Origin of the sequence: Citrobacter sp. KTE30 (genome assembly GCF_000398825.1) — a bacterium.
Classification (GTDB): Bacteria; Pseudomonadota; Gammaproteobacteria; order Enterobacterales; family Enterobacteriaceae; genus Citrobacter; species Citrobacter freundii.
The window spans coordinates 3,711,902-3,737,676 of the sequence record NZ_KB976055.1 but is presented as its reverse complement, the minus strand read 5'-3'; the positions used below and the strand labels follow the sequence as shown (position 1 = coordinate 3,737,676).

General features: G+C 53.9%; 18 protein-coding genes. 14 read left to right on the top strand and 4 right to left on the bottom strand.

From position 1 onward, the window contains the following. Positions 1-280: 280 nt before the first annotated feature. On the top strand, positions 281-2,440 hold the full coding sequence (aas, locus tag WC1_RS05480) for a bifunctional acyl-ACP--phospholipid O-acyltransferase/long-chain-fatty-acid--ACP ligase (RefSeq protein WP_016150927.1): 2,160 nt from the start codon (positions 281-283) through the stop codon (positions 2,438-2,440). Then, positions 2,433-3,626: a lysophospholipid transporter LplT gene (lplT, locus tag WC1_RS05485; protein WP_016150926.1), complete on the top strand. Its 1,194-nt coding sequence runs from the start codon at positions 2,433-2,435 to the stop codon at positions 3,624-3,626. The genes aas and lplT overlap by 8 nt, the downstream gene beginning before the upstream one ends. A gap of 82 nt (positions 3,627-3,708) precedes the next feature. Here the strand turns inward: lplT and WC1_RS05490 are convergent, their stop codons facing one another. The 4 genes from WC1_RS05490 to mutH all read right to left on the bottom strand — a co-directional run bounded on the left by WC1_RS05490 (position 3,709) and on the right by mutH (position 6,703). Continuing rightward, positions 3,709-4,749: an NADP(H)-dependent aldo-keto reductase gene (locus WC1_RS05490; protein WP_003033954.1), complete on the bottom strand. Its 1,041-nt coding sequence runs from the start codon at positions 4,747-4,749 to the stop codon at positions 3,709-3,711. A gap of 106 nt (positions 4,750-4,855) precedes the next feature. Continuing rightward, on the bottom strand, positions 4,856-5,074 hold the full coding sequence (gene ygdR, locus WC1_RS05495; RefSeq protein ID WP_000758660.1) for a lipoprotein YgdR: 219 nt from the start codon (positions 5,072-5,074) through the stop codon (positions 4,856-4,858). A 144-nt stretch (positions 5,075-5,218) separates the two neighbouring features. Next, positions 5,219-5,932 (bottom strand): TerC family protein, encoded by a 714-nt coding sequence (locus WC1_RS05500; protein WP_003033961.1) that lies wholly within the window; start codon positions 5,930-5,932, stop codon positions 5,219-5,221. A 75-nt stretch (positions 5,933-6,007) separates the two neighbouring features. Next, complete coding sequence (gene mutH, locus WC1_RS05505; protein WP_003840955.1) at positions 6,008-6,703, bottom strand: DNA mismatch repair endonuclease MutH; 696 nt, start codon at positions 6,701-6,703, stop codon at positions 6,008-6,010. A gap of 684 nt (positions 6,704-7,387) precedes the next feature. Here mutH and rppH point away from each other — a divergent pair. The 12 genes from rppH (at position 7,388) to recD (ending at position 25,775) form a co-directional block, all read left to right on the top strand. After that, entirely contained in the window at positions 7,388-7,918 is a 531-nt protein-coding gene (gene rppH / locus WC1_RS05510) for an RNA pyrophosphohydrolase (RefSeq protein WP_003033982.1), read from the top strand. A gap of 12 nt (positions 7,919-7,930) precedes the next feature. Further along, the gene (gene ptsP, locus WC1_RS05515) at positions 7,931-10,177 is read left to right on the top strand and encodes a phosphoenolpyruvate--protein phosphotransferase (RefSeq protein WP_003033984.1); all 2,247 of its coding nucleotides are present in this window, start codon (positions 7,931-7,933) and stop codon (positions 10,175-10,177) included. A 188-nt stretch (positions 10,178-10,365) separates the two neighbouring features. Beyond that, positions 10,366-11,241 carry a prolipoprotein diacylglyceryl transferase gene (gene lgt / locus WC1_RS05520; protein WP_003033987.1) on the top strand — a complete coding sequence of 292 codons (876 nt, stop codon included), beginning with the start codon at positions 10,366-10,368 and terminating at the stop codon, positions 11,239-11,241. Positions 11,242-11,247: 6 nt separating this feature from the next. Continuing rightward, positions 11,248-12,042 carry a thymidylate synthase gene (gene thyA, locus WC1_RS05525; protein ID WP_003033990.1) on the top strand — a complete coding sequence of 265 codons (795 nt, stop codon included), beginning with the start codon at positions 11,248-11,250 and terminating at the stop codon, positions 12,040-12,042. A 183-nt stretch (positions 12,043-12,225) separates the two neighbouring features. Then, a complete protein-coding gene (locus WC1_RS05530) occupies positions 12,226-12,696 on the top strand; it encodes a prepilin peptidase-dependent protein (protein WP_003033993.1) in 471 nt (156 codons plus the stop codon). After that, positions 12,687-13,250: a prepilin peptidase-dependent protein gene (locus WC1_RS05535; RefSeq protein ID WP_003840950.1), complete on the top strand. Its 564-nt coding sequence runs from the start codon at positions 12,687-12,689 to the stop codon at positions 13,248-13,250. The genes WC1_RS05530 and WC1_RS05535 overlap by 10 nt, the downstream gene beginning before the upstream one ends. Beyond that, a complete protein-coding gene (locus WC1_RS05540; protein ID WP_003840948.1) occupies positions 13,247-13,654 on the top strand; it encodes a DUF2509 family protein in 408 nt (135 codons plus the stop codon). The genes WC1_RS05535 and WC1_RS05540 overlap by 4 nt, the downstream gene beginning before the upstream one ends. Further along, a complete protein-coding gene (locus WC1_RS05545; RefSeq protein WP_016150925.1) occupies positions 13,639-13,962 on the top strand; it encodes a prepilin-type N-terminal cleavage/methylation domain-containing protein in 324 nt (107 codons plus the stop codon). Before WC1_RS05540 ends, WC1_RS05545 begins: the two co-directional genes overlap by 16 nt. A gap of 12 nt (positions 13,963-13,974) precedes the next feature. Beyond that, positions 13,975-17,343, top strand: coding sequence for an exodeoxyribonuclease V subunit gamma (recC, locus tag WC1_RS05550; protein WP_016150924.1), 3,369 nt, complete (start codon positions 13,975-13,977; stop codon positions 17,341-17,343). A gap of 179 nt (positions 17,344-17,522) precedes the next feature. Next, on the top strand, positions 17,523-20,411 hold the full coding sequence (ptrA, locus tag WC1_RS05555) for a pitrilysin (RefSeq protein ID WP_003840943.1): 2,889 nt from the start codon (positions 17,523-17,525) through the stop codon (positions 20,409-20,411). Beyond that, positions 20,404-23,949 (top strand): exodeoxyribonuclease V subunit beta, encoded by a 3,546-nt coding sequence (gene recB, locus WC1_RS05560; RefSeq protein ID WP_016150923.1) that lies wholly within the window; start codon positions 20,404-20,406, stop codon positions 23,947-23,949. The genes ptrA and recB overlap by 8 nt, the downstream gene beginning before the upstream one ends. Further along, complete coding sequence (recD, locus tag WC1_RS05565) at positions 23,946-25,775, top strand: exodeoxyribonuclease V subunit alpha (protein WP_003034009.1); 1,830 nt, start codon at positions 23,946-23,948, stop codon at positions 25,773-25,775. Before recB ends, recD begins: the two co-directional genes overlap by 4 nt.

The following is a 25,775-nucleotide window of genomic DNA, read 5'->3' as shown; positions in this document are numbered from 1 at the left end:
AACAGTAACCGATAATTTACACAACTCGTTGCATTTGGGTTCATTCCTTTGCGTTTTCGCACTGGCGTATCTGGCTGCTGACGACCACAATCAAGATCCCAGAGGTATTGATTGGTGAGATTATTCGGTACGCACTTCGTACCTGTCTCTTGCACCAACCTGCGCGGATGCGCAGGTTTTTTTTCGAATTGTATTTAACAGTTACCTGTCGCACCTATTCCCCAACTCGTATACTCTCCCACCATTGATGTTTATATAATTAATGGCACAGGGAGTTGAGATGCTATTTGGCTTTTTTCGTAATCTGTTTCGCGTGCTTTTCCGCGTTCGCGTCACGGGCGATGTCAGCGCGCTACAGGGAGAACGCGTTCTAATCACTCCCAACCATGTTTCATTTATAGACGGCATCCTGTTGGCGCTCTTTTTACCGATTCGTCCCGTCTTCGCTGTTTACACCTCGATCAGCCAGCAATGGTATATGCGCTGGCTAACCCCGCTGATTGATTTCGTACCGTTAGATCCAACCAAACCGATGTCGATTAAACATCTGGTTCGTCTGGTCGAACAGGGCCGCCCGGTGGTTATCTTCCCGGAAGGACGTATTTCGACCACCGGTTCATTGATGAAAATCTATGACGGCGCCGGGTTTGTCGCGGCAAAGTCAGGGGCCACGGTGGTTCCTGTGCGCATCGAAGGCGCGGAGCTTTCCCGCTTTAGTCGCCTGAAAGGTTTGGTTAAACAGCGATTCTTCCCGCGCATCCGCTTACACATCCTACCGCCGACACAACTGCCGATGCCGGAAGCACCGCGAGCTCGCGATCGCCGTAAAATCGCCGGAGAGATGCTGCATCAAATTATGATGGAAGCACGCATGGCGGTTCGTCCGCGTGAGACGCTCTACGAGTCGCTGCTGGCGGCGAAATACCGTTTTGGCGCAGGTAAAAACTGCATTGAAGATATTAATTTCACTCCGGACAGCTACCGCAAACTGCTGACAAAGACGCTGTTTGTCGCGCGTATTCTGGAAAAATACAGCGTCGAAGGTGAAAAAATCGGCCTGATGCTGCCAAATGCGGGAATCAGCGCGGCGGTCATTTTTGGCGCCATTGCGCGTCGACGCATTCCGGCCATGATGAACTACACCGCGGGTGTGAAAGGATTAACCAGCGCCATAACTGCGTCTGAAATTAAAACGATCTTCACATCCCGACAGTTTCTCGATAAAGGCAAACTCTGGCATTTACCGGAACAGCTTACCCAGGTGCGTTGGGTTTATCTGGAAGACTTGAAAGCTGATGTGACCTTTGGCGATAAGCTGTGGATTTTCTCACATCTGCTGGCACCGCATCTGGCGCAGGTGAAGCAGCAGCCGGAAGACGCTGCGGTGATCCTCTTTACCTCCGGTTCAGAAGGCCATCCGAAAGGCGTGGTTCACAGTCATAAAAGCATTCTGGCGAACGTTGAGCAGATTAAAACGATTGCCGATTTCACCGCCGATGACCGCTTTATGTCGGCGCTGCCGCTGTTCCACTCCTTTGGGCTAACGGTGGGATTATTCACGCCGCTACTAACTGGCGCAGAAGTGTTTCTATATCCCAGCCCGTTGCATTACCGCATTGTGCCAGAGCTGGTATACGACCGGAACTGCACCGTGTTGTTTGGTACGTCAACGTTCCTCGGCAACTACGCGCGTTTCGCGCATCCATACGATTTCCATCGCCTGCGCTATGTGGTTGCGGGAGCGGAAAAACTGCAGGACAGCACAAAGCAACTGTGGCAGGAGAAATTTGGCCTGCGTGTCCTTGAGGGCTATGGGGTGACGGAATGTGCGCCGGTGGTGTCGATTAACGTACCGATGGCGGCAAAATCGGGAACGGTAGGGCGCATCTTGCCTGGTATGGATGCTCGACTGTTGGCCGTTCCGGGAATTGAGGATGGTGGGCGTTTACAGCTGAAAGGCCCTAATATTATGAGCGGCTATTTGCGCGTCGAAAAACCTGGGGTGCTGGAAGTGCCGACGGCAGAGAATGCGCAAGGTGAGATTGAGCGCGGCTGGTATGACACCGGTGACATCGTGCGCTTTGATGAAAACGGCTTTGTACAGATTCAGGGGCGCGCTAAGCGTTTTGCTAAAATTGCCGGAGAGATGGTGTCGCTGGAAATGGTTGAGCAACTGGCGTTGGCGGTATCAGCAGACAAAATGCATGCCACGGCGATCAAGAGCGATGCCAGCAAAGGTGAGGCGCTGGTGCTGTTTACCACCGATAGCGAACTCACGCGTGAAAAACTACAGCAGTATGCGCGGGCGCACGGCGTACCTGAACTCGCCGTACCGCGTGATATACGCCACCTGAAGCAACTCCCATTACTCGGCAGCGGTAAGCCGGATTTTGTTACGCTGAAAAGCTGGGTCGATGAGCCGGAAAAACAACATGAGTGAGTCAGTGCACACTAACACGTCAATCTGGTCCAAAGGGATGATGTCCGTTATCGCCGCGCAGTTTCTGTCGGCGTTTGGCGATAACGCGTTGCTGTTTGCTACGCTGGCGTTGCTGAAGGAGCAATTTTATCCGGACTGGAGTCAGCCTATCCTGCAAATGGTGTTTGTGGGCGCTTACATTCTGTTTGCGCCGTTTGTTGGACAGGTGGCGGATAGCTTTGCCAAAGGCAGAGTGATGATGTTCGCGAACACCCTGAAACTGCTGGGTGCGGCAAGTATTTGCTTCGGCATTAATCCGTTCCTCGGGTATACGTTAGTGGGGATTGGCGCGGCGGCGTATTCACCGGCCAAGTATGGCATTCTTGGTGAACTGACTACCGGCGACAAACTGGTGAAGGCCAACGGCCTGATGGAAGCTTCCACCATTGCCGCGATTTTGCTCGGTTCTGTCGCCGGCGGCGTTCTGGCCGACTGGCACGTGATTGCCGCGCTTTCTGCCTGTGCGCTGGCCTATGCTGGCGCAGTGGTCGCTAACCTGTATATCCCGAAACTGGCCGCGGCTCGCCCTGGCCAGTCCTGGCATCTGGGGAAAATGACGCGCAGTTTCTTCTGTGCCGCCTCTTCGCTGTGGCGCAACGGTGAAACACGCTTCTCGTTGGTGGGAACCAGCCTTTTTTGGGGGGCGGGCGTTACGCTGCGTTTTCTGCTGGTACTGTGGGTTCCGGTGGCGCTCGGCATCACCGATAACGCCACGCCGACCTATCTCAATGCCATGGTCGCGATCGGGATTGTCGTCGGCGCGGGGGCGGCAGCGAAGCTGGTGACGCTGGAAACCGTGTCGCGCTGTATGCCTGCGGGGATCCTGATTGGCGTCGTGGTGCTGATTTTTTCTCTTCAACATTCGCTGCTTCCGGCCTACGCATTGCTGATGCTTATCGGTGTGTGTGGTGGGTTCTTTGTGGTGCCGCTGAATGCGTTACTGCAGGAACGGGGTAAGAAAAGCGTCGGCGCAGGTAATGCGATTGCGGTGCAAAACCTGGGTGAAAACAGCGCGATGCTGTTGATGCTGGGTATTTACTCACTGGCGGTGCTGGTGGGGATCCCGGCGGTAGCGATTGGTATTGGGTTCGGTGCGCTGTTTGCGCTGGCGATTGCGGCGCTGTGGATTTGGCAGCGCCGCCATTAGTCTGTTATATGCTGTTGCAACCAGGCCTACAGGGAACGCTGTCTGTAGGCCTGATAAGCGCAGCGCCATCAGGCGCTAACTGTTAAGGTGCAGGATAGGTATACACCTGATGCACCGCTTCAATCTCTGCCAGCACTTCCTCGCTCAACTCCAGATGCAGACTTTCAACGTTGGTTTTTAGCTGCTCCATGGTCGTGGCGCCCAGCAAAGTGCTGGCGACAAACGGCTGACGACGCACGAATGCCAGCGCCATTTGCGCAGGATCCAGATTATGGCGTTTCGCGATATCCACATAGGCCGCAACGGCTTTCTGCGTCTGCTCGCCGCTGTAGCGCGTGAAACGGCTAAACAGCGTATTGCGTGCACCGGCAGGTTTCGCGCCGTTCAGGTATTTCCCGGTTAATGTACCGAAGCCCAGGCAAGAGTAGGCCAGCAGCTCAACGCCTTCATACTGGCTCACTTCTGCCAGTCCAACCTCAAAGCTGCGGTTCAGCAGGCTGTAGGGGTTCTGGATGGTGGCGATGCGTGGCAGATCGTGTTTGTCCGCCAGGTGCAGATAGCGCATCACGCCAAACGCGGTTTCATTAGAAACGCCGATGTAGCGAATTTTCCCGGCGCGCTGAAACTCGGCCAGCGCGTCCAGCGTATCCAGCAGGGAAACGACCGGCGCGGAGTCTGTCCAGCTGTAGCCTAACTTACCAAAGCAGTTGGTCGGGCGCTGCGGCCAGTGAACCTGATACAGATCCAGGTAATCGGTTTGTAGTCTTTTCAGGCTGTCGTGCAGCGCTTCACGGATATTTTTACGATCCAGCGCCTGATTCGGGCGGATGCCGCTGTCGTTGTTGCGTGATGGTCCACTGACCTTAGAAGCGACGATCAGCTTTTCACGGCTGCCGTGTTTGGCGAGCCAGTTACCTACGTAGGTTTCGGTGAGACCCTGGGTTTCAGGACGCGGCGGTACCGGATACATCTCGGCAACGTCGATCAAATTAATGCCCTGTGCTACGGCATAATCGAGCTGTGCATGTGCGTCGGCTTCGCTGTTTTGTTCACCAAACGTCATTGTGCCCAGCCCCAGTGTACTGACTTCCAGCGAGCTGTGGGGTATACGGTGATATTGCATAGCCGTTTCCTTTTTATAATCACGACATAAGGATTATAAAAATGGCTGAGGGAAGCGAAAAAGGGAAGTAAAATTGTTAAGGCCAGCGCGCTGCTGACCTCAACCATCAGCGTTCAATGATTTGGGACACATCATCGCGGTTAATCTGCATCGCATTGCCCTGCTGGTCGTGATAGCTCACCAGACCGGTATCATCGTCAATTTCTGGTTTTCCATCGGTCAGGATCATTCGACCATCTTTTGTCGCCATTACATAATCGCTGCTGCATCCGGAAACGGCAAAAGCCAGTCCTACGGCGGAAATCAAAACTGCCCATTTTTTCATCTGCTTATCCTCACATGGCCTGCGTCTGACAATAGTTTAGTAATAACGCGAAGTTGTGCAGGGTGAAAGCAGTAAAATCTTAAACTGTGAGAAGGGGTAGGTGTGGTGGGCATTCGCTCCCCTTGCAGGGAGCGATGGATTTCATCAGAGCGGATTTTTTTTATTACGCCACAGGTTCAGGGTCTCTACCGCGATAGAGAAGAACATGGCGAAATAGATATATCCTTTCGGAACGTGGACGTCGAAACTTTCCAGAATCAGCGTAAAACCGACCAGAATCAGGAACGAGAGCGCCAGCATTTTTACTGAAGGGTGGCGATCGACAAACTCACCAATTGGGCGAGCAGCAAACATCATCACGCCTACGGCAATCACTACTGCCGCCATCATGATAAACAGATGATCGGACAAACCAACCGCAGTAATCACGGAATCCAGACTGAAGATAATGTCTAACAACATGATCTGCACAATCGCGCCCAGGAAAGAAGATACGCGGGTTTTTAACCCCTCTTCCTCACCTTCAATGGATTCGTGGATCTCCTTGCTGGCTTTCCAGATCAGGAACAATCCCCCCAGCAGAAGGATCAGGTCGCGTGCTGATATCGCCTCGCCAAACAACTCGAATAGCGGGTTTGTCAGGCGCGTTACCCAGGCGATAGAAGCCAGCAGTGCCAGACGCATGATCATCGCCGCCGCCAGCCCAATACGTCGGGCATGATTGCGTTGCGCTGTCGGGAGTTTGGCTACAACCAGAGAAAGGAAAATAATATTGTCGATCCCAAGAACGATCTCCAGCAGCGTCAGCGTACCGAGCGCAAGCCAGGCGTTAGGATCGGTTATCCATGCAAATAACATCGAACAAAGTCCTGCCAAAAAAAAGAAGCGGTAATTATAGGCCCGTAACGCGGCGGGTGAAAGGCCGGGCGGTGCCTATTGCGCCTGGAACAAGAAATGTCGCTCAAGCAATGCGCGGGTGAAGTTCTTTTTCAGGTAAAAGCCGCGTGGCAGGGTCAGGATGGGCTCGCCGTTGGCGCCAATGGCCTCGGTAAGCGCGCGGGCGTTGGCGGCTTTAGGACGCAGTTGCAGTACTTCCCCATGGCGAGCAGTGATGCGTTCGACATGACCTAACACAATCATGTCCATTAATTCTTCCCAGTCCAGACGCAATTGCTGGTCCTCTTCTTCATTCGGGCTCCACAGCAGGGGAGAGCCGACGCGGCGCTCAGCCAGCGGGATGCTGCGTTCGCCTTCTACCGGGATCCACAGAACGCGTTTGAGTTTGTGCCGTACATGGCTGGTTTCCCAGGTGACGCCGGTATTGCCGGTTAACGGTGCCACGCACACAAAGGTGGTTTCCAGCGGTCTGCCAAGACTGTCCACAGGGATCGTTTTCAGCTCCACGCCCAGCGCCGCAAAATCCTGCTCTGGTTTACTGCCCGCGCTGGCACCGAGCCAGATTTCCAGTAGCACGCCAATCCAGCCTTTATCGCGCTTAAGATCCTTCGGCGTAACGATTCCCGCCATTGCCGCTAATTCTCCTAACGCGTAGCCCGAAAGCTGTCGTGCCTGGCTCAGCAACTGGGCTTCAGATTCAGGGGGAGAAAGCAACGGACGGAGTTCTGGCATCGGGTTAACCCTTAGGTGAAAAAATAAGCAATGATTTTATACCGTGTGGACAGAGTTTATCTTTTTCCACATGCTTTATTCAATTATATGATTTATATTGGTTTTTAGATTCACGTTTGCAGAGTTGCGCAACAGCGAAGCGGGTTTTCCAATTCTGGTCACTGACAATGAACAGGATCTTACACCATGTTATCCACAGAAAGATGGGATAACTGTGAAAAACCCCCACTACTGTTTCAATTTACAGCCTTGACGTGCGACGAAAATCGAATTTTCACACAAATTGTGCCTAACTTATTGGCATAATCTGTGGATAAAACCGACGCTGGTCGATCTTTCATCAGCGTGAAGATCGTATGCGTGATGAACATCACATTTCTGTGTGTTTATCTGCGTGGATCAGTTTTAACTTTATGAATGTATAAGACTATTTTTACTCTGTGACGAATGTCTTATTCGGACTGTTCTGGGTTTTCCCATAGTAATTCCGTACTTCTTCACAACTATATCCACAGAAAAGGTGAATAAAATCGCCTTGCTTGCCCTTCTTCTGTTTATAACTCGGCCTTTAACTGTGAGTTATTCAATTGTTATTAGAATATCGCACCCTTAACAGAGTGGTTTACCGCCCCTCAGGAGTGTGAAACAATCGTTTGTATATAAGGTTTATGTTGAGGTAGTCCGGTGATTGATGACGATGGCTACCGCCCGAATGTAGGGATAGTAATTTGTAACCGCCAGGGGCAGGTCATGTGGGCCCGGCGATTTGGTCAGCACTCCTGGCAATTTCCACAAGGTGGGATCAACGCAGGAGAGACAGCAGAGCAGGCGATGTACCGGGAACTCTTTGAAGAAGTGGGTCTCAGTCGTAAAGATGTACGGATCCTTGCTTCTACTCGTAACTGGTTGCGTTACAAGTTACCGAAACGTTTGGTGCGTTGGGACACGAAGCCGGTTTGTATCGGCCAGAAACAAAAATGGTTTCTTCTGCAATTGGTCAGCAGCGATGCTGAAATCAATATGCAAACCAGCAGTACACCTGAGTTCGACGGCTGGCGCTGGGTGAGTTACTGGTATCCGGTTCGACAGGTGGTGTCATTTAAACGCGATGTCTATCGCAGGGTGATGAAAGAATTCGCAAGTGTTGTCATGGCGCTTCAGGAGAGCACTCCTAAGCCGCAAAGCACACCTGCGTACAGACGTAAAAGAGGTTAAGCTACGCAAATTATGCTCACCCGCCTGCGCGAAATAGTCGAAAAGGTGGCCAGTGCTCCGCGTCTGAATGAAGCGCTGAATATACTGGTTACCGACATCTGTCTTGCGATGGATACAGAGGTCTGTTCGGTTTATCTGGCCGATCACGATCGACGTTGTTATTACCTCATGGCGACCCGGGGACTGAAAAAACCACGTGGTCGCACTGTCGCACTCGCGTTTGATGAAGGTATCGTTGGCCTGGTTGGCAGGCTGGCGGAACCTATCAACCTCGCCGATGCGCAAAAACATCCCAGCTTTAAATACATTCCTTCGGTAAAAGAAGAGCGTTTTCGTGCATTCTTAGGCGTACCGATCATTCAGCGTCGCCAGCTTTTAGGTGTACTGGTGGTGCAGCAGCGTGAACTGCGTCAGTACGATGAAAGTGAAGAGTCTTTCCTCGTCACGCTCGCCACGCAAATGGCGGCCATACTTTCGCAGTCGCAGCTAAACGCGCTGTTCGGTCAATACCGGCAAACGCGCATCCGTGCATTGCCTGCCGCCCCCGGCGTGGCAATAGCTGAAGGCTGGCAGGATGCGACGCTACCGCTGATGGAGCAGGTCTATCAGGCTTCAACGCTGGATCCGGTGCTTGAGCGCGAGCGACTGACCGGTGCGTTGGAAGAGGCGGCGAACGAATTCCGCCGCTATAGCAAGCGTTTTACCGCTGGGGCGCAGAAAGAAACGGCGGCGATCTTTGATCTTTACTCGCACTTGCTTTCCGATACCCGTCTGCGCCGCGAGCTGTTTGCGGAAGTGGATAACGGTTCAGTGGCCGAGTGGGCGGTTAAAACGATCATTGAAAAGTTTGCCGAACAATTTGCCGCGCTGAGCGATAACTACCTCAAAGAGCGGGCCGGAGATTTACGCGCGCTCGGCCAGCGTCTGCTGTTCCACCTTGACGACTCTATCCAGGGGCCGAATGCCTGGCCGGAACGCTTCGTACTGGTGGCGGATGAACTTTCGGCGACCACGCTGGCGGAGCTTCCTCAGGACCGGTTAGTCGGCGTGGTTGTCCGGGACGGCGCAGCCAACTCTCATGCGGCAATTATGGTTCGTGCGCTGGGTATCCCTACCGTTATGGGGGCCGATATCCAGCCGTCGGTGCTGCATCGCCGCACGCTGGTGGTGGACGGTTATCGCGGTGAACTGCTGGTCGATCCGGAACCGGTATTGATTCAGGAATACCAGCGTCTTATCAGTGAAGAAATTGAGCTGAGCCGCCTGGCGGAAGACGACGTCAACCAGCCAGCACAGTTGAAAAGCGGCGAGCGCGTGAAGGTGATGCTCAATGCGGGTCTCAGCCCGGAACATGAAGAAAAGCTGGGTAGCAGGATCGACGGTATTGGCCTGTATCGCACCGAAATCCCGTTCATGCTGCAAAGCGGTTTTCCTTCGGAAGAAGAACAGGTTGCGCAGTATCAGGGCATGCTGCAAATGTTTAACGACAAGCCGGTGACCCTACGTACGCTGGATGTCGGTGCCGATAAACAGCTGCCCTACATGCCGATCAGTGAAGAGAACCCGTGCCTTGGCTGGCGAGGGATCCGCATAACGCTCGATCAGCCAGAGATCTTTTTGATCCAGGTTCGCGCCATGCTGCGTGCCAACGCGGCAACCGGTAACCTCAGCATTTTGCTGCCGATGGTAACCAGCATTGATGAAGTGGACGAAGCGCGACGTTTGATTGAACGCGCCGGACGCGAAGTGGAGGAGATGATCGGTTACGAGATCCCGAAACCGCGTATTGGCATCATGCTGGAAGTTCCGTCGATGGTGTTCATGTTGCCGCATCTGACAAACCGGATTGACTTTATCTCGGTCGGAACCAACGATCTTACCCAGTACATACTGGCCGTCGATCGTAACAACACACGGGTAGCCAGCATTTATGACAGTCTGCATCCGGGGATGTTACGTGCGCTGGCGATGATTGCGCAGGAAGCCGAAAGAAGCGGTATCGATTTACGCCTGTGCGGTGAAATGGCGGGCGACCCGATGTGCGTGGCTATTCTGATCGGCCTGGGTTTCCGTCATTTGTCGATGAACGGTCGTTCTGTCGCTCGCGTAAAATATCTGCTGCGTCATATCGATTTTGATGAGGCGCAAACGCTGGCGCAGCGCAGCCTGGAAGCGCAGATGGCGGCTGAGGTACGCCATCAGGTAGCGGCCTTTATGGAGCGCCGCGGCATGGGGGGGTTGATTCGCGGGGGATTGTAGGCCTGATAAGCGTAGCGTCATCAGGCATTACGGGGTAAAGATTACTTATACAGATCTTTTACATCTTCCCGGCATCCGCTTCTAACCCCTTGTGCTATCATTCGCACCTTTGGAGCGCCTGCATTATGCAGGCGCGCTTATCAATTGCTGTCTGACTTCAGCGAAATAACAAGAACTTGTGGTGACAGATGACCAGTAGCTATCTGCATTTTCCGGATTTCGATCCGGTCATTTTCTCAATCGGACCCGTCGCGCTTCACTGGTACGGCTTAATGTATTTGGTGGGGTTTATTTTTGCGATGTGGCTGGCGACGCGCCGCGCTAATCGCCCGGGCAGTGGCTGGACCAAAAATGAAGTAGAAAACTTACTGTATGCGGGCTTCCTCGGGGTTTTCCTCGGTGGGCGTATTGGTTACGTACTGTTCTATAACTTCGAGTTATTCCTCGATAATCCCCTGTATCTGTTCCGCGTCTGGGACGGCGGTATGTCCTTCCACGGTGGACTTATCGGTGTGATCCTGGTGATGATTATCTTCGCCAAACGCACCAAACGTTCGTTCTTCCAGGTTTCTGATTTCATTGCCCCGCTGATTCCGTTTGGTCTGGGTGCAGGGCGTCTGGGTAACTTTATCAATGGTGAGCTGTGGGGACGCGTTGACCCGAACTTCAAGTACGCCATGCTGTTCCCGGGCTCCCGTACCGAAGATATTTTACTGCTGCAATCTAACCCGCAATGGCAGTCTATTTTTGATACCTACGGCTCGCTGCCGCGCCACGCCTCACAGCTTTATGAGATGGCGCTCGAGGGTGTTGTGCTGTTTATCATTCTCAACCTGTACATTCGTAAGCCGCGTCCAATGGGCTCGGTATCCGGTCTGTTCCTGATTGGTTATGGTGCGTTTCGTATTATCGTTGAATTCTTCCGCCAGCCGGATGCGCAGTTTACTGGCACCTGGGTACAGTACATCAGCATGGGGCAGATCCTCTCTATCCCGATGATTGTCGCAGGCATTATTATGATGGTTTGGGCGTACCGCCGCAGCCCACAGCAACACGTTTCCTGAGGAACCATGAAACAGTATTTAGAACTGATGCAAAAAGTGCTGGATGAAGGCACACAGAAAAACGACCGTACCGGAACCGGAACGCTTTCCATTTTTGGTCATCAGATGCGTTTTAATCTGCAGGAAGGGTTCCCGCTGGTTACGACGAAACGCTGCCATTTACGCTCGATCATTCATGAGCTGCTGTGGTTTTTGCAGGGCGACACTAACGTTGCCTACCTGCATGAAAACAACGTCTCAATCTGGGATGAATGGGCGGATGAAAACGGTAATTTAGGCCCGGTTTATGGTAAACAGTGGCGCGCGTGGCCTACGCCAGATGGTCGCCATATTGACCAGATCACCACCGTGTTAAACCAGCTTAAAAATGACCCGGACTCTCGCCGCATTATCGTTTCTGCATGGAACGTCGGCGAGCTGGATAAAATGGCGCTGGCACCGTGCCATGCGTTCTTCCAGTTTTACGTCGCGGATGGCAAGCTCTCCTGTCAGCTGTATCAGCGTTCGTGCGATGTGTTCCTCGGCCTGCCGTTTAACATTGCCAGCTACGCTTTGCTGGTACACATGATGGCGCAGCAGTGTGATCTGGAAGTGGGTGATTTTGTCTGGACCGGTGGCGACACGCACCTGTACAGCAATCATATGGATCAAACGCATCTGCAGCTTAGCCGTGAACCTCGCGCGTTGCCGAAACTGGTTATCAAACGTAAGCCTGAATCTATCTTTGACTATCGCTTCGAAGACTTCGAAATTGAAGGCTACGATCCGCACCCGGGTATTAAAGCGCCGGTGGCTATCTAACCAGCTTCATGCTGACACAACCGACGCCCGTGAGCGTCGGTTTTTTTTGTCTAAAATCACGTTCTTCGGCGAACATTCCTGAAATAGTGCAGCGGTCTGCAACGCGACAAATATTTCCCGTAGCTCGCCGTAGAAACCGAATTTCCCGCTCGTTATTCATTTTCCTCACGCCATACTGGCGACATGAAAAAACAACAAGGTTACACGCTTCTCGAAACCCTGATTGCGATGCTGATCGTCGCGGCGCTTGGTGCATCTGGGCTGTATGGTTGGCAGCGCTGGCAGCAGCAACAGCGGCTGTGGCAGACCGCCTGCCAGGTGCGGGACTACCTGCTGCAACTGCGTGAAGATGCTAACTGGCGCAATCGTGATCACGTCATCAACGTGCTCCGCGAAGGGGGGACATGGTGTCTGGCAAGCTCAGCGACATCACAAGCTTCGTGTCAGCCTGTTTCACCGTTGATATTTGCGCCACTCTGGGCTGATGTCGAAATGGCAGATATCACGCCTTCACTGGCTTTTTTTGGACTGCGCAATACGGCATGGGCCGGACATATACGCCTGAAAAATGCGGCAGGGGAATGGCGCGTGGTGGTGTCTGGCTGGGGGCGAATCAGGCTTTGTGAGCGCGATGAGGCCAGATTATGTCAGTAAACGAACGGGGATTTTCACTGCTGGAGGTGCTCATTGCCATGGCGATTAGCAGTATTTTATTACTTAGTTCAGCACGATTTTTACCGGCGCTACAGCGAGAGATTCTGCGTAACACGCGCCAGTTAGCGCTGGAAGATGAAATATGGCAGCGGGCCTACACCGTGGCGAAGCATCTTCAACGGGCGGGATATTGCCGAGGAAACTGTGTCGGAGAGGGACTGGTGATATCGGCTAAGGGGGACTGTGTCATTGCACGCTGGGATGCCAACGGCAACGGCGTTTGGGAGAGCAGTTCCGCGAAAGAGGCTGATGCTATCGGGTTTCGTTTACAGGACAAGGCATTGGAAACCCTGCGTGGAGCCACCGGCTGTACTGGAAAAGGATGGGAGAAAATGACCGATCAGACTACCATCCAGATTCAGGCATTCCAGGTTGAACGGCTGAATTTTAGCGGATATTCCCCGCTTCTTACGCTGCGTTTGCGTGGAGTGAGCAATGACGAACCACAAAAAGTTGTTGAAGCGGTCTACAGCGTTACGGGATTCAACCTGTGAACCGTGAGCGAGGCGTATCCTCTCTGGCAATGGTCCTGTTGCTGCTGGTGCTCGGTAGTCTGCTGCTGCAAGGCGTTAGCAGACAGGAGGCTAGTTTTGCTGCGCGTGTGTCCACACAAAGTCAGGCGCTGCAGCGTCAGGCGGTAGTGCAATCCGCGATGGAATGGGGGCGTATACAACCCTGGCGCTTACAACCCGTCGTACAGTGTCGGCGCGATCCCACGCAGAATGCCGCGGTTTGCCTGCGCCTGCTTACCAATAATTTCGTGTTGCTAATCGCCCACTATGAAGGAGTATTTTTATGGCGTCAGGGGGCGGTTATTGATGGCAACATAGAATTCTCGGCGCATGGCTGGAGCGATTTTTGTCCGCTTAAGGAGCAGACGTTATGCCAGATCCCCTGAACAGTCACCGTGGCTTTAGTCTGCCGGAAGTGATGCTGGCAATGGTACTGATGATCATGATTGTGACCGCGTTGTCAGGATACCAGCGGGTGCTAATGAACAGCTTTATTATCAGAAACCAGTATCAACAACTCTGGCGTCACGCCTGGCAGCAAAGCCAGCTGTACCAGTTTTCATCGCCTGTGAACTGGCAGGTTAACCGAATGCAGACAACGAGAGCGGGATGTGTCAGCATCAACGTCATAATTTCTTCACCCCTCGGCAGGCAGGGTCAGATGACGCGTCTGCATTGCCCGAATCGTCAGTAGTCAGGAGTCGCTATGTTAAGGGTCTACCACTCCAACCGTCTGGATGTGCTGGAAGCGTTAATGGAGTTTATCGTTGAGCGCGAGCGGCTGGACGACCCCTTTGAACCTGAGATGATCCTGGTTCAAAGTACCGGTATGGCGCAGTGGTTACAAATGACTCTTGCACAGAAGTTTAGTATTGCCGCCAATATCGATTTTCCGCTGCCCGCGAGTTTTATCTGGGATATGTTTGTGCGCGTGCTGCCGGATATCCCGAAAGAGAGCGCGTTCAGCAAACAGAGCATGAGCTGGAAGTTGATGACGCTGTTGCCGCAATTACTGGATGGCGATGACTTTGCATTGCTGCGCCACTATCTGACGGACGACACCGATAAACGTAAGCTTTTTCAGCTTTCCTCGCGCGCGGCTGACCTTTTCGACCAGTATTTAGTCTACCGCCCTGACTGGTTGACCCAGTGGGAAGCGGGGCGACTGGTTGAGGGACTCGGCGAGTCTCAGGCCTGGCAGGCACCGTTGTGGAAAGCGCTGGTGGAATACACCGCGGAGTTGGGCCAGCCGCGTTGGCATCGTGCCAATTTATACCAACGATTTATTCAGACGTTGGAAAACGCGTCCGAGTGCCCGCAGGGACTGCCTTCTCGCGTCTTTATTTGCGGCATTTCGGCGCTGCCGCCGGTTTATTTGCAGGCATTGCAAGCGCTGGGTAAGCACATCGATATTCATCTGCTGTTTACCAACCCTTGTCGCTACTACTGGGGAGATATTAAAGATCCTGCCTGGCTGGCGAAGCTTATGGCGCGTCAGCGTCGGCACAGCTTTGAAGAACGGCACCTGCCGCTGTTTCGTGATAACCAGAAAGCCGAAGGATTATTTAACAGCGATGGGGAACAGGATGTGGGCAACCCGATGCTGGCCTCGTGGGGCAAGCTGGGGCGTGATTACATTTATTTGCTTTCGGAGCTGGAAAATAGTCAGGAACTGGATGCGTTTGTCGACATTACGCCTGACAACCTTTTGCATAATATTCAATCGGATATTCTGGAACTCGAAAGCCATGCCGTGGCGGGCGTCACGCTGGAAGAATATTCCCGTAGTGACAATAAACGCCGGCTTGATCTGAACGATACCAGCGTGACTTTCCATGTCTGCCATAGCCCACAGCGCGAGGTGGAAATTCTGCATGACCGGCTGTTGGCCATGCTGGAAGCGGACCCAACGCTGACGCCGCGCGATATTATCGTGATGGTGGCGGACATCGACAGCTACAGCCCATTCATTCAGTCGGTCTTTGGCAGTGCACCAGCCGAGCGTTACTTACCTTATGCGATTTCCGACCGTCGGGCACGCCAGTCCCATCCCGTCTTACAGGCTTTTATTAGTCTGCTGTCTCTACCGGATAGCCGTTTTGTCTCAGAGGATGTCCTGGCGTTACTGGATGTCCCCGTGCTGGCGGCGCGTTTCAACATTGATGAAGAAGGGTTGCGCTATCTTCGCTTATGGGTCAATGAATCCGGGATTCGTTGGGGAATTGACGACGATAACGTGCGTGAACTGGAACTTCCGCCTACAGGTCAGCATACCTGGCAATTTGGTTTAACGCGTATGCTGCTCGGCTACGCGATGGAAAGCGCGCAGGGCGAGTGGCAATCGGTATTGCCTTACGATGAGTCCAGCGGTTTGATTGCCGAGCTGGTAGGACATCTGGCCTCGTTGCTGATGCAGCTTAATCTCTGGCGTAGAGGGTTAGCGCAGGAACGACCGCTGGAAGAGTGGCTACCTGTTTGTCGGGAAATGCTTAATGATTTCTTCCTGCCGGACGCGGATACCGAAGCGGCGATGACGCTGATTGAACAGCAGTGGCAGGCTATTATCACTGAAGGTTTAGGGGCCGAGTACGGCGATGCTATACCGCTCTCTCTGTTACGTGATGAGCTGGCCCAGCGCCTTGATCAGGAACGCATCAGCCAGCGCTTCCTGGCGGGTCCCGTTAACATTTGTACGCTGATGCCGATGCGCTCCATTCCGTTCAAAGTGGTGTGCCTGCTGGGTATGAACGATGGCGTTTATCCACGCCAGCTTGCGCCGCTGGGCTTTGATTTAATGAGTCAAAAACCGATGCGGGGCGATCGCAGCCGTCGTGATGATGACCGCTATCTGTTCCTCGAAGCATTGATTTCGGCACAGCAGACGCTCTACATCAGCTACATTGGCCGCTCTATCCAGGATAACAGCGAGCGCTTCCCGTCGGTGCTGGTGCAAGAACTGATGGACTACATTGGGCAAAGCCATTATCTGCCGGGTGACGAATTGTTGACCTGCGATCAAAGCGAGACAAGGGTAAAAGCGCACATTACCCGTTTGCATACCCGTATGCCCTTTGATGCGCAAAACTATCTACCAGGCGAACAGCAAAGCTATGCCCGGGAATGGCTACCTGCGGCGAGCCTGTCAGGAAAAGCGCACACGGATTTTGTGCAGCCTCTTCCTTTTGAAATGCCAGAAACGCTAACGCTGGAAACACTGCAGCGATTTTGGGCACATCCGGTACGCGCCTTTTTCCAGATGCGTCTGAGGGTCAACTTCCGTTCTGAAGAGAGTGAGATCCCGGACACGGAGCCTTTCACCCTTGAAGGATTAACCCGCTATCAGCTTAATCAGCAATTGCTTAATACACTGGTTGAAGAGAACGACGCTGAACGACTGTTCCGCCGTTTTCGTGCGGCGGGCACGCTACCCTATGGGCCGTTTGGCGAAATTCTGTGGGATACGCAGCGTCAGGAGATGCAGTCGCTGGCTGAGCGTATTATCGCCTGTCGTCAGCCCTGTCAGAGCATGGAAATCGATCTTAACTGTAACGGCGTACAAATCACCGGTTGGTTGCCGCAGGTACAAGAGGACGGTTTGTTGCGCTGGCGCCCATCTTTGATCAGCATTGCGCAGGGCGCGCAACTTTGGCTGGAACATCTTGTCTATTGTGCGAGTGGCGGTACGGGAGAGAGCCGATTATTCCTGCGTAAAGACGGGGAATGGCGTTTTCCGCCGCTGGATGCAGAACAGGCGTTGCTGTATCTGTCGCAACTCATTGAGGGGTATCGGGAAGGCATGTCGTCACCATTGCTGGTATTGCCCGAAAGCGGCGGTGCATGGATAAAAACCTGTTATGACGCCGCAAATGATGCCATGTTAGATGACGATGCAACGTTGCAAAAAGCGCGCAGTAAGTTTCTGCAAGCCTATGAAGGCAACATGATAGTACGTGGCGAAGGTGATGATATCTGGTATCAGCGTCTTTGGCGTCAACTGGATGCTGATACGCTGGAGACTATTGTTTTACAGTCTCAACGCTACCTGTTACCGATTTTTCGCTTCAATCAGTCATGATGGCTGTATAAAAATTGCGCAATTCGATAGCTTCCACTATGATGCGCATTCTGTCACGGACTGATTCTTACAAAGAGAAGATGCTGGCTCGTTCAGCACATAGTCTTGCCCTGTTCAGACCATGTATTTATGCGTGGTTTGTAGTGAACAGGTGAATACGTTAATGATGAGGTTTGTGAATGCCCCGCAGCACCTGGTTCAGCGCATTACTGTTGTTCGTCGCCCTTTGGGTTCCCGTAAGTCAGGCAGATACCGGTTGGCAGCCTTTAGCTGAAACCATCCGTAAAAGCGATAAAGATACCCGCCAGTATCAGGCCGTGCGCCTTGATAACGGCATGGTTGTGCTGCTGGTATCCGATCCTCAGGCCGTGAAATCCCTTTCTGCACTGGTAGTTCCCGTGGGCTCGCTGGAAGATCCGGACGATCATCAGGGGCTGGCGCACTATCTCGAACACATGTGCCTGATGGGCTCGAAAAAATACCCGCAGCCGGACAGCCTGGCTGAATTTCTGAAAATGCACGGCGGTAGCCACAATGCCAGCACTGCGCCTTATCGTACGGCCTTCTATCTTGAAGTCGAAAACGACGCGTTGGTGGGGGCGGTGGATCGCCTGGCGGATGCTATTGCCGATCCATTGTTGGATAAAAAATATGCCGACCGTGAGCGTAACGCGGTTAACTCCGAGCTGACGCTGGCGCGTACCCGAGACGGGATGCGTATGGCGCAGGTGAGCGCTGAGACTATCAACCCGGCGCACCCTGGCTCGCGTTTCTCTGGCGGGAATCTAGAGACATTAAGCGACAAACCGGGCAACCCGGTGGTACAGGCGTTACAAAAATTTCATGAAAAGTACTACTCCGCGAACCTGATGAAGGCGGTGATTTATAGCAATAAACCGCTGCCAGAGCTGGCGCGGATAGCGGCTGACACCTTTGGGCGCGTGCCGAACAGAAATATCGAAAAGCCTGAAATTACCGTACCGGTCGTCACTGATGCGCAAAAGGGCATCATCATCCACTATGTTCCGGCAATGCCGCGTAAAGTATTGCGCGTCGAGTTTCGTATTGATAACAACAGCGCGCAGTTCCGCAGTAAAACCGATGAGCTGGTGACCTACCTGATTGGCAATCGTAGTCCGGGCACATTGTCTGACTGGCTGCAAAAGCAGGGCTTGGTTGAAGGTATTCGCGCAGACTCCGATCCGGTGGTCAACGGGAACAGCGGCGTGTTAGCCATTTCCGCGACGTTAACCGACAAGGGGCTGGCGAATCGCGATGAAGTTGTCGCGGCAATCTTTAGCTACCTCAATTTGTTACGCGAGAAAGGCGTCGATAAACGCTATTTTGACGAGCTGGCGCATGTGCTGGATCTCGATTTCCGTTATCCCTCCATCACCCGTGATATGGACTACGTGGAATGGCTGGCTGATACCATGATCCGCGTTCCCGTCGAGCATACGCTGGATGCGGTGAATATTGCTGACCAGTACGATGCGAAAGCTGTTGAGCAACGTCTGGCAATGATGACGCCGCAGAATGCACGTATCTGGTATATCAGCGCGAAAGAGCCGCATAATAAAACCGCTTATTTTGTCGATGCGCCTTACCAGGTGGATAAAATCAGCGACAAAACCTTTGCCGACTGGCAGCAAAAAGCACAGGGCATTGCGCTGTCGTTACCGGAGGTGAACCCCTACATTCCGGATGATTTCACGCTGATTAAGACGGATAAAAAATATGCTCATCCGGAGCTGATTGTTGATGAGCCGGATTTACGCGTGGTGTATGCCCCGAGCCAGTACTTTGCCAGCGAGCCGAAGGCTGACGTCAGCGTGATCCTGCGTAACCCGAAAGCCATGGACAGCGCCCGCAACCAGGTCTTATTCGCACTTAACGATTACCTGGCGGGGATTGCGCTCGATCAGTTAAGTAACCAGGCATCGGTAGGTGGAATTGGTTTCTCTACCAACGCTAACAATGGGTTGATGCTTAACGCCAACGGCTACACCCAACGTTTGCCGCAGCTTTTTCAGGCGCTGCTGAGCGGCTATTTCAGCTATACCTCAACGGATGAACAACTGGAACAGGCGAAATCCTGGTATGCCCAGATGATGGATTCCGCAGAAAAGGGTAAAGCCTACGATCAGGCTATTATGCCGGTGCAGATGCTTTCTCAGGTGCCTTATTTTTCACGTGATGAGCGCCGTCAGTTGCTGCCTTCCATCACCCTGAAAGAGGTGATGACCTACCGCGACGCCTTAAAAACCGGGGCGCGACCTGAATTCCTGGTCATTGGCAATATGAGCGAAGCTCAGACAACGAGCATGGCGTGGGATATCCAAAAACAGCTTGGTGCGAACGGGTCACAGTGGTGTCGCAACAAAGATGTGGTGGTGGACAAGAAGCAGTCCGTCATCTTTGAAAAAGCAGGCAGCAGCACGGATTCAGCATTGGCGGCGGTATTTGTGCCAACCGGATACGATGAATACGCCAGTTCAGCCTACAGCGCCATGTTGGGGCAGATTGTTCAGCCGTGGTTCTACAATCAACTGCGTACTGAAGAACAGTTAGGTTACGCCGTATTTGCTTTCCCGATGAGCGTTGGCCGTCAGTGGGGAATGGGGTTCCTGCTGCAAAGCAGTGATAAGCAGCCGTCTTACCTCTGGGAGCGTTATAAAGCGTTCTTCCCGACGGCGGAAGCGAAGCTGCGGGCGATGAAACCTGAAGAGTTCGCGCAAATTCAGCAGGCGATTATTGCGCAAATGCTGCAGGCGCCGCAAACGCTGGGGGCAGAAGCCTCACAGTTAAGCAAAGATTTTGATCGCGGCAATATGCACTTCGATTCACGTGATAAAATAGTGGCTCAGATTAAACTGCTGACGCCGCAAAAACTTGCCGACTTCTTCCATCAGGCGGTGGTTGAGCCGCAAGGCATGGCGATATTGTCACAGGTTTCCGGCAGTCAGAACGGGCAAGCAGAATATGTGCACCCGGAAGGCTGGAAAGTGTGGCAGACCGTCAGCGCGTTGCAGCAAACCTTACCCCTGATGAGTGATAAGAATGAATGATGCCGCTGAGTCCCTTGATCCACTGCGTTTGCCCCTGACGGGCGAGCGTCTGATTGAAGCCTCTGCGGGCACCGGTAAAACCTTTACCATCGCCGCCCTGTATTTACGTTTACTGCTTGGACTGGGCGGCTCTGCCGCCTTTCCTCGTCCTCTGACCGTCGAAGAACTGCTGGTAGTCACCTTCACTGAGGCGGCTACCGAAGAGTTGCGCGGTCGAATTCGTAGCAACATTCATGAACTGCGAATTGCCTGCCTGCGTGAAACCACCGACAACCCGCTATATGCCCGTTTGTTAGATGAAATTGCCGATAAAAAACAGGCTGCTCAGTGGCTGTTATTGGCTGAAAGACAGATGGATGAAGCGGCGGTGTTTACCATCCACGGTTTTTGTCAGCGTATGCTCAGCCTTAACGCCTTTGAGTCTGGCATGTTGTTCGAACAGCAACTGATAGAGGATGAATCGCTGCTGCGCTATCAGGCCTGCGCGGACTTCTGGCGTCGGCACTGCTACCCGTTGCCCCGCGACATTGCGCAGGTGGTTTTTGAAACGTGGAAAGGGCCGCAGGCGCTGCTGAGAGATATCGATCGCTATCTGCAAGGGGAAGCACCGGTTATCAAGGCTCCTCCGCCCGATGACGAAACGCTGGCCTCCCGGCATGAACAAATTCTTGCACGCATTAACCAGATCAAGCAGCAATGGCGTGATTCTGTTGATGAGCTGGATGGTCTGCTGGAAGCCTCCGGGATCGATCGGCGTAAATTTAATCGCGCTAACCAGGGTAAGTGGATCGAAAAGATCAGCGCATGGGCGCAGGAAGAAACCCAAAGCTATCAGTTGCCTGATGCGTTGGAGAAATTCTCCCAGCGCTTTTTAGAAGAGCGAACCAAAGCGGGCGGGATAACTCCTCAGCACCCGCTTTTCGTCGCTATTGATGAACTGCTTAGCGAACCGTTAACCCTGCGCGATCTGGTGATCACCCGGGCGCTGGCGGAGATCCGCGCGGCGGTTGCCGAGGAGAAACGCCGCCGCGGCGAGCTGGGTTTTGACGATATGCTCAGCCGTCTGGATGCAGCGTTGCGCAGTGAAAGCGGCGATGCGCTGGCGACGGCTATTCGCACCCGTTTTCCGGTTGCCATGATCGATGAATTCCAGGATACCGATCCGCAGCAGTACCGTATTTTTCGTCGGATCTGGCAGCATCAGCCGGATACCGCACTTCTGCTGATTGGCGATCCAAAACAGGCGATTTACGCGTTTCGCGGTGCGGATATCTTCACCTATATGAAGGCGCGCAGCGAAGTCAGCGCACACTATACGCTTGATACCAACTGGCGTTCGGCCCCTGGCATGGTCAATAGCGTGAATACGCTTTTCAGCCAGATGGACGACGCCTTTATGTTCCGCGAAATCCCCTTCAGCCCGGTAAAATTCGCAGAAAAAAACCAGTCGCTTCAGTTTGTTTTACACGGTGAAACGCAGCCAGCCATGAGTATGTGGCTGATGGAAGGGGAAAGCTGTGGCGTAGGCGACTATCAGAACTACATGGCGCAGGTGTGCGCCACGCAAATTCGCGACTGGCTTAAGGCCGGACATTCTGGCGCTGCGCAACTGGTCAGTGGCAAAGCATCCAGCCCGGTACGCGCGTCGGACATCAGCGTACTGGTACGTAGCCGCCAGGAAGCGGCGCTGGTCCGCGATGCGCTGACGCAACTGGCCATTCCCTCCGTCTACCTCTCTAACCGTGACAGCGTATTTGAAACGCTGGAAGCGCAGGAGTTGCTGTGGGTGCTGCAGGCGGTGATGACGCCGGAGCGTGAGAACACGCTGCGTAGCGCGCTGGCGACCTCAATGATGGGGCTGAATGCGCAGGATCTTGAAGCGTTAAATAACGACGAAAATGCCTGGGATGCGGTGGTCGAGGAGTTCGATGGTTATCGTCAGATCTGGCATAAACGCGGCGTGATGCCGATGCTGCGCGCGCTGATGGCTGCCCGCCAGATTGCGGAGAACCTGCTGGCGACGGCGGGGGGCGAACGTCGACTGACCGACATTTTACATATCAGCGAACTGTTGCAGGAAGCGGGCTCGCAGCTGGAAAGCGAGCATGCGCTGGTGCGCTGGTTGTCCCAGCATATTCTTGAACCCGACAGCAATGCGTCCAGTCAGCAGCTCAGGCTCGAAAGCGACAAGCATTTGGTTAAAATCGTCACCATCCATAAATCGAAAGGGCTGGAATATCCGCTGGTCTGGCTGCCATTTATCACCAATTTCCGCGTCCAGGATCAGGCTTTCTACCACGATCGCAGCTCCTTTGAAGCGGTGCTGGATCTCAGCGATGCCGAGGAGAGCGTTGAGCTGGCAGAAGCGGAACGTCTGGCGGAAGACCTGCGTTTGCTGTATGTCGCGCTAACCCGTTCGGTATGGCACTGCAGCCTTGGCGTTGCGCCGTTGGTACGACGTCGGGGCGATAAAAAAGGGGATACCGATGTGCATCAGAGCGCCCTTGGTCGCCTGTTGCAAAAAGGCGAGCCGATGGATGCCGCGGGTCTGCGTGGCGCGATTGAAGCGCTGTGCTGCGACGATATTGCCTGCCAGATTCCCGCGCAGCCTGACGGCGAACCCTGGCAGGTTGCGCAGTCTGTTAGCAGTGAACTGAGTGCAAAAATACTGCAGCGTACGCCCGGCGATAGCTGGCGCGTGACCAGTTATTCCGGTCTGCAACAGCGTGGACATGGTATTGCGCAGGATCTGATCCCTCGACTGGATATCGATGCCGCAGGCGTCGGTGAGGTTATTGAAGAATCAGGACTCACACCGCATCAGTTCCCGCGCGGCGCTTCGCCGGGTACGTTCTTGCATAGCCTGTTTGAAAATCTCGATTTTACGCAACCGGTGGATCCGCATTGGGTCGAGGAGCAACTGGCGTTGGGCGGTTATGACGCGCACTGGACGCCGGTTTTGACCGAATGGCTGGACGCCATTTTGCAGGCACCTCTCAACGAGACGGGCGTGAGTTTGAGTCAGCTTTCCGCGCGAGAAAAACAGGTGGAGATGGAGTTTTATCTGCCGATTTCGCAGCCGCTGATGGCCAGTCAACTTGATGCGTTGATTCGTCAGTACGATCCGCTCTCGGCGGGGTGCCCTGCGTTGGACTTTATGCAGGTGCGCGGCATGCTAAAAGGCTTTATTGACCTGGTATTCCGCCATCAGGGGCGCTATTACCTGCTCGATTACAAATCGAACTGGCTGGGTGAAGACAGCTCCGCCTATACGCAGCAGGCGATGGCCTCTGCCATGCAGGCGCATCGCTACGATCTGCAGTATCAACTTTATACCCTGGCGCTGCATCGCTACTTGCGCCATCGCATTGCTGATTACGATTATGAACGCCATTTTGGCGGCGTTATCTATCTCTTCCTGCGTGGCGTTGACAGTGAAAATCCGCAGCAGGGAATTTATGCGACCCGACCTGACGGAGAGTTGATCGCTTTGATGGACGAGTTGTTTGCCGGTGTGCCGCTGGAGGAGATGTCATGACAATCCAGAAACGATTACTGGAAGCCGTTGAGCAAAAGCAGCTCCGCCCTCTGGATGCCCAGTTCGCGCTGGCGGTTGCCGGAAATGATAACCCTGCCGTTGCGCTGGCAGCGGCGTTGCTCAGCCGTGAAGCAGGAGAAGGGCACGTCTGCTTACCGCTTTCGCGTCTATCCCGAAGTGAGGACGCCCATCCTCTGTTAAGCGCCTGGCTCGCTGAAGCGGGAGAGCCCGAAGACTGGGCGGAATGCCTGCTGGCCTCCGGGGCGGTAAGTCGTGGCGAGCAGCCCACACCGCTGGTGCTGTACGGCGATCGTTTGTATCTGAACCGGATGTGGCATAACGAACGCGCGGTGGCGCGCTTTTTCGGTGAAGTTAACTACGCCATTGAGGTGGATGAACAACGGCTGACCCACACGCTGGCAGCGCTGTTTCCGCCCGTTGAAGGCGTTAACTGGCAAAAAGTGGCCGCTGCTGTCGCGCTGACCCGTCGTATATCGGTGATCTCCGGTGGGCCGGGGACCGGAAAAACAACAACGGTGGCGAGGCTTCTGGCGGCGTTGATTCAGATGGCGGACGGTGAACGCTGTCGTATTCGTCTGGCGGCGCCCACGGGAAAAGCGGCAGCACGTCTGACCGCCTCGCTGGGCGCGGCGCTGCGAGAACTGCCGCTGACTGATGAGCAAAAGAAACGCATTCCCGATGATGCCAGTACGTTGCACCGCTTATTGGGCGCTCAGCCTGGTAGCCAACGCTTGCGGCATCATGCAGGAAACCCGCTGCATCTTGACGTGCTGGTAGTGGATGAAGCCTCGATGATCGATTTGCCGATGATGTCGCGCCTTATCGATGCGCTACCGCCACACGGGCGGGTGATTTTTCTGGGCGATCGCGACCAGCTCGCTTCTGTTGAAGCGGGGGCGGTACTGGGGGATATCTGTGCTTTCGTCGGTGATGGTTTTACCCCGGAGCGTGCCCGCCAGCTTAGTCGCCTGACTGAAACCACTATTCCGGCTGGTTCGGGAACTCAGGCGGCTGCTCTGCGCGACAGTTTGTGCCTGCTGCAAAAGAGCTACCGTTTCGGTAGCGATTCCGGAATCGGTCAGTTGGCTGCGGCGATTAATCGTGGTGACAAAGCCGCGATAAAAACGGTCTTCCAGCAGGGATTTGGCGACATCGAAAAACGCGCTCTGCACAGCAGCGAAGATTACGCTGCGATGCTGGAGGAAGCGCTGGCGGGTTATGGTCACTATCTGGATTTACTGCGCGAGCGCGCCGAGCCGGATGCTGTCATTCAGGCCTTCAATGAGTATCAGCTATTGTGTGCCCTGCGGGAAGGTCCGTTTGGCGTGGGTGGTTTGAATGAACGCATTGAGCAGGTGATGGCGCAAAAACGCAAAATTCACCGTTCGACGCATAGCCGCTGGTATGAGGGAAGGCCAGTGATGATCGCGCGCAATGACAGTTCGCTGGGATTATTTAACGGTGATATTGGCATTGCCCTGGATCGTGGGCAGGGTCTGAGGGTGTGGTTTGCGCTGCCGGGCGGTTCTATCAAATCGGTCCAGCCCAGCCGCTTGCCTGAACATGAAACCACCTGGGCAATGACGGTGCACAAATCGCAGGGATCTGAGTTTGACCACGCGGCGTTGATTTTACCCAACCAGCATTCACCTGTGGTGACTCGCGAGCTGGTCTATACCGCCGTTACCCGCGCGCGCCGTCGTTTGTCGCTGTATGCTGATGAGCGGATATTGAGTGGCGCCATTGCCACCCGAACCGAACGCCGCAGCGGATTGTCGGCGTTGTTTAATGATGGCATGATGTAG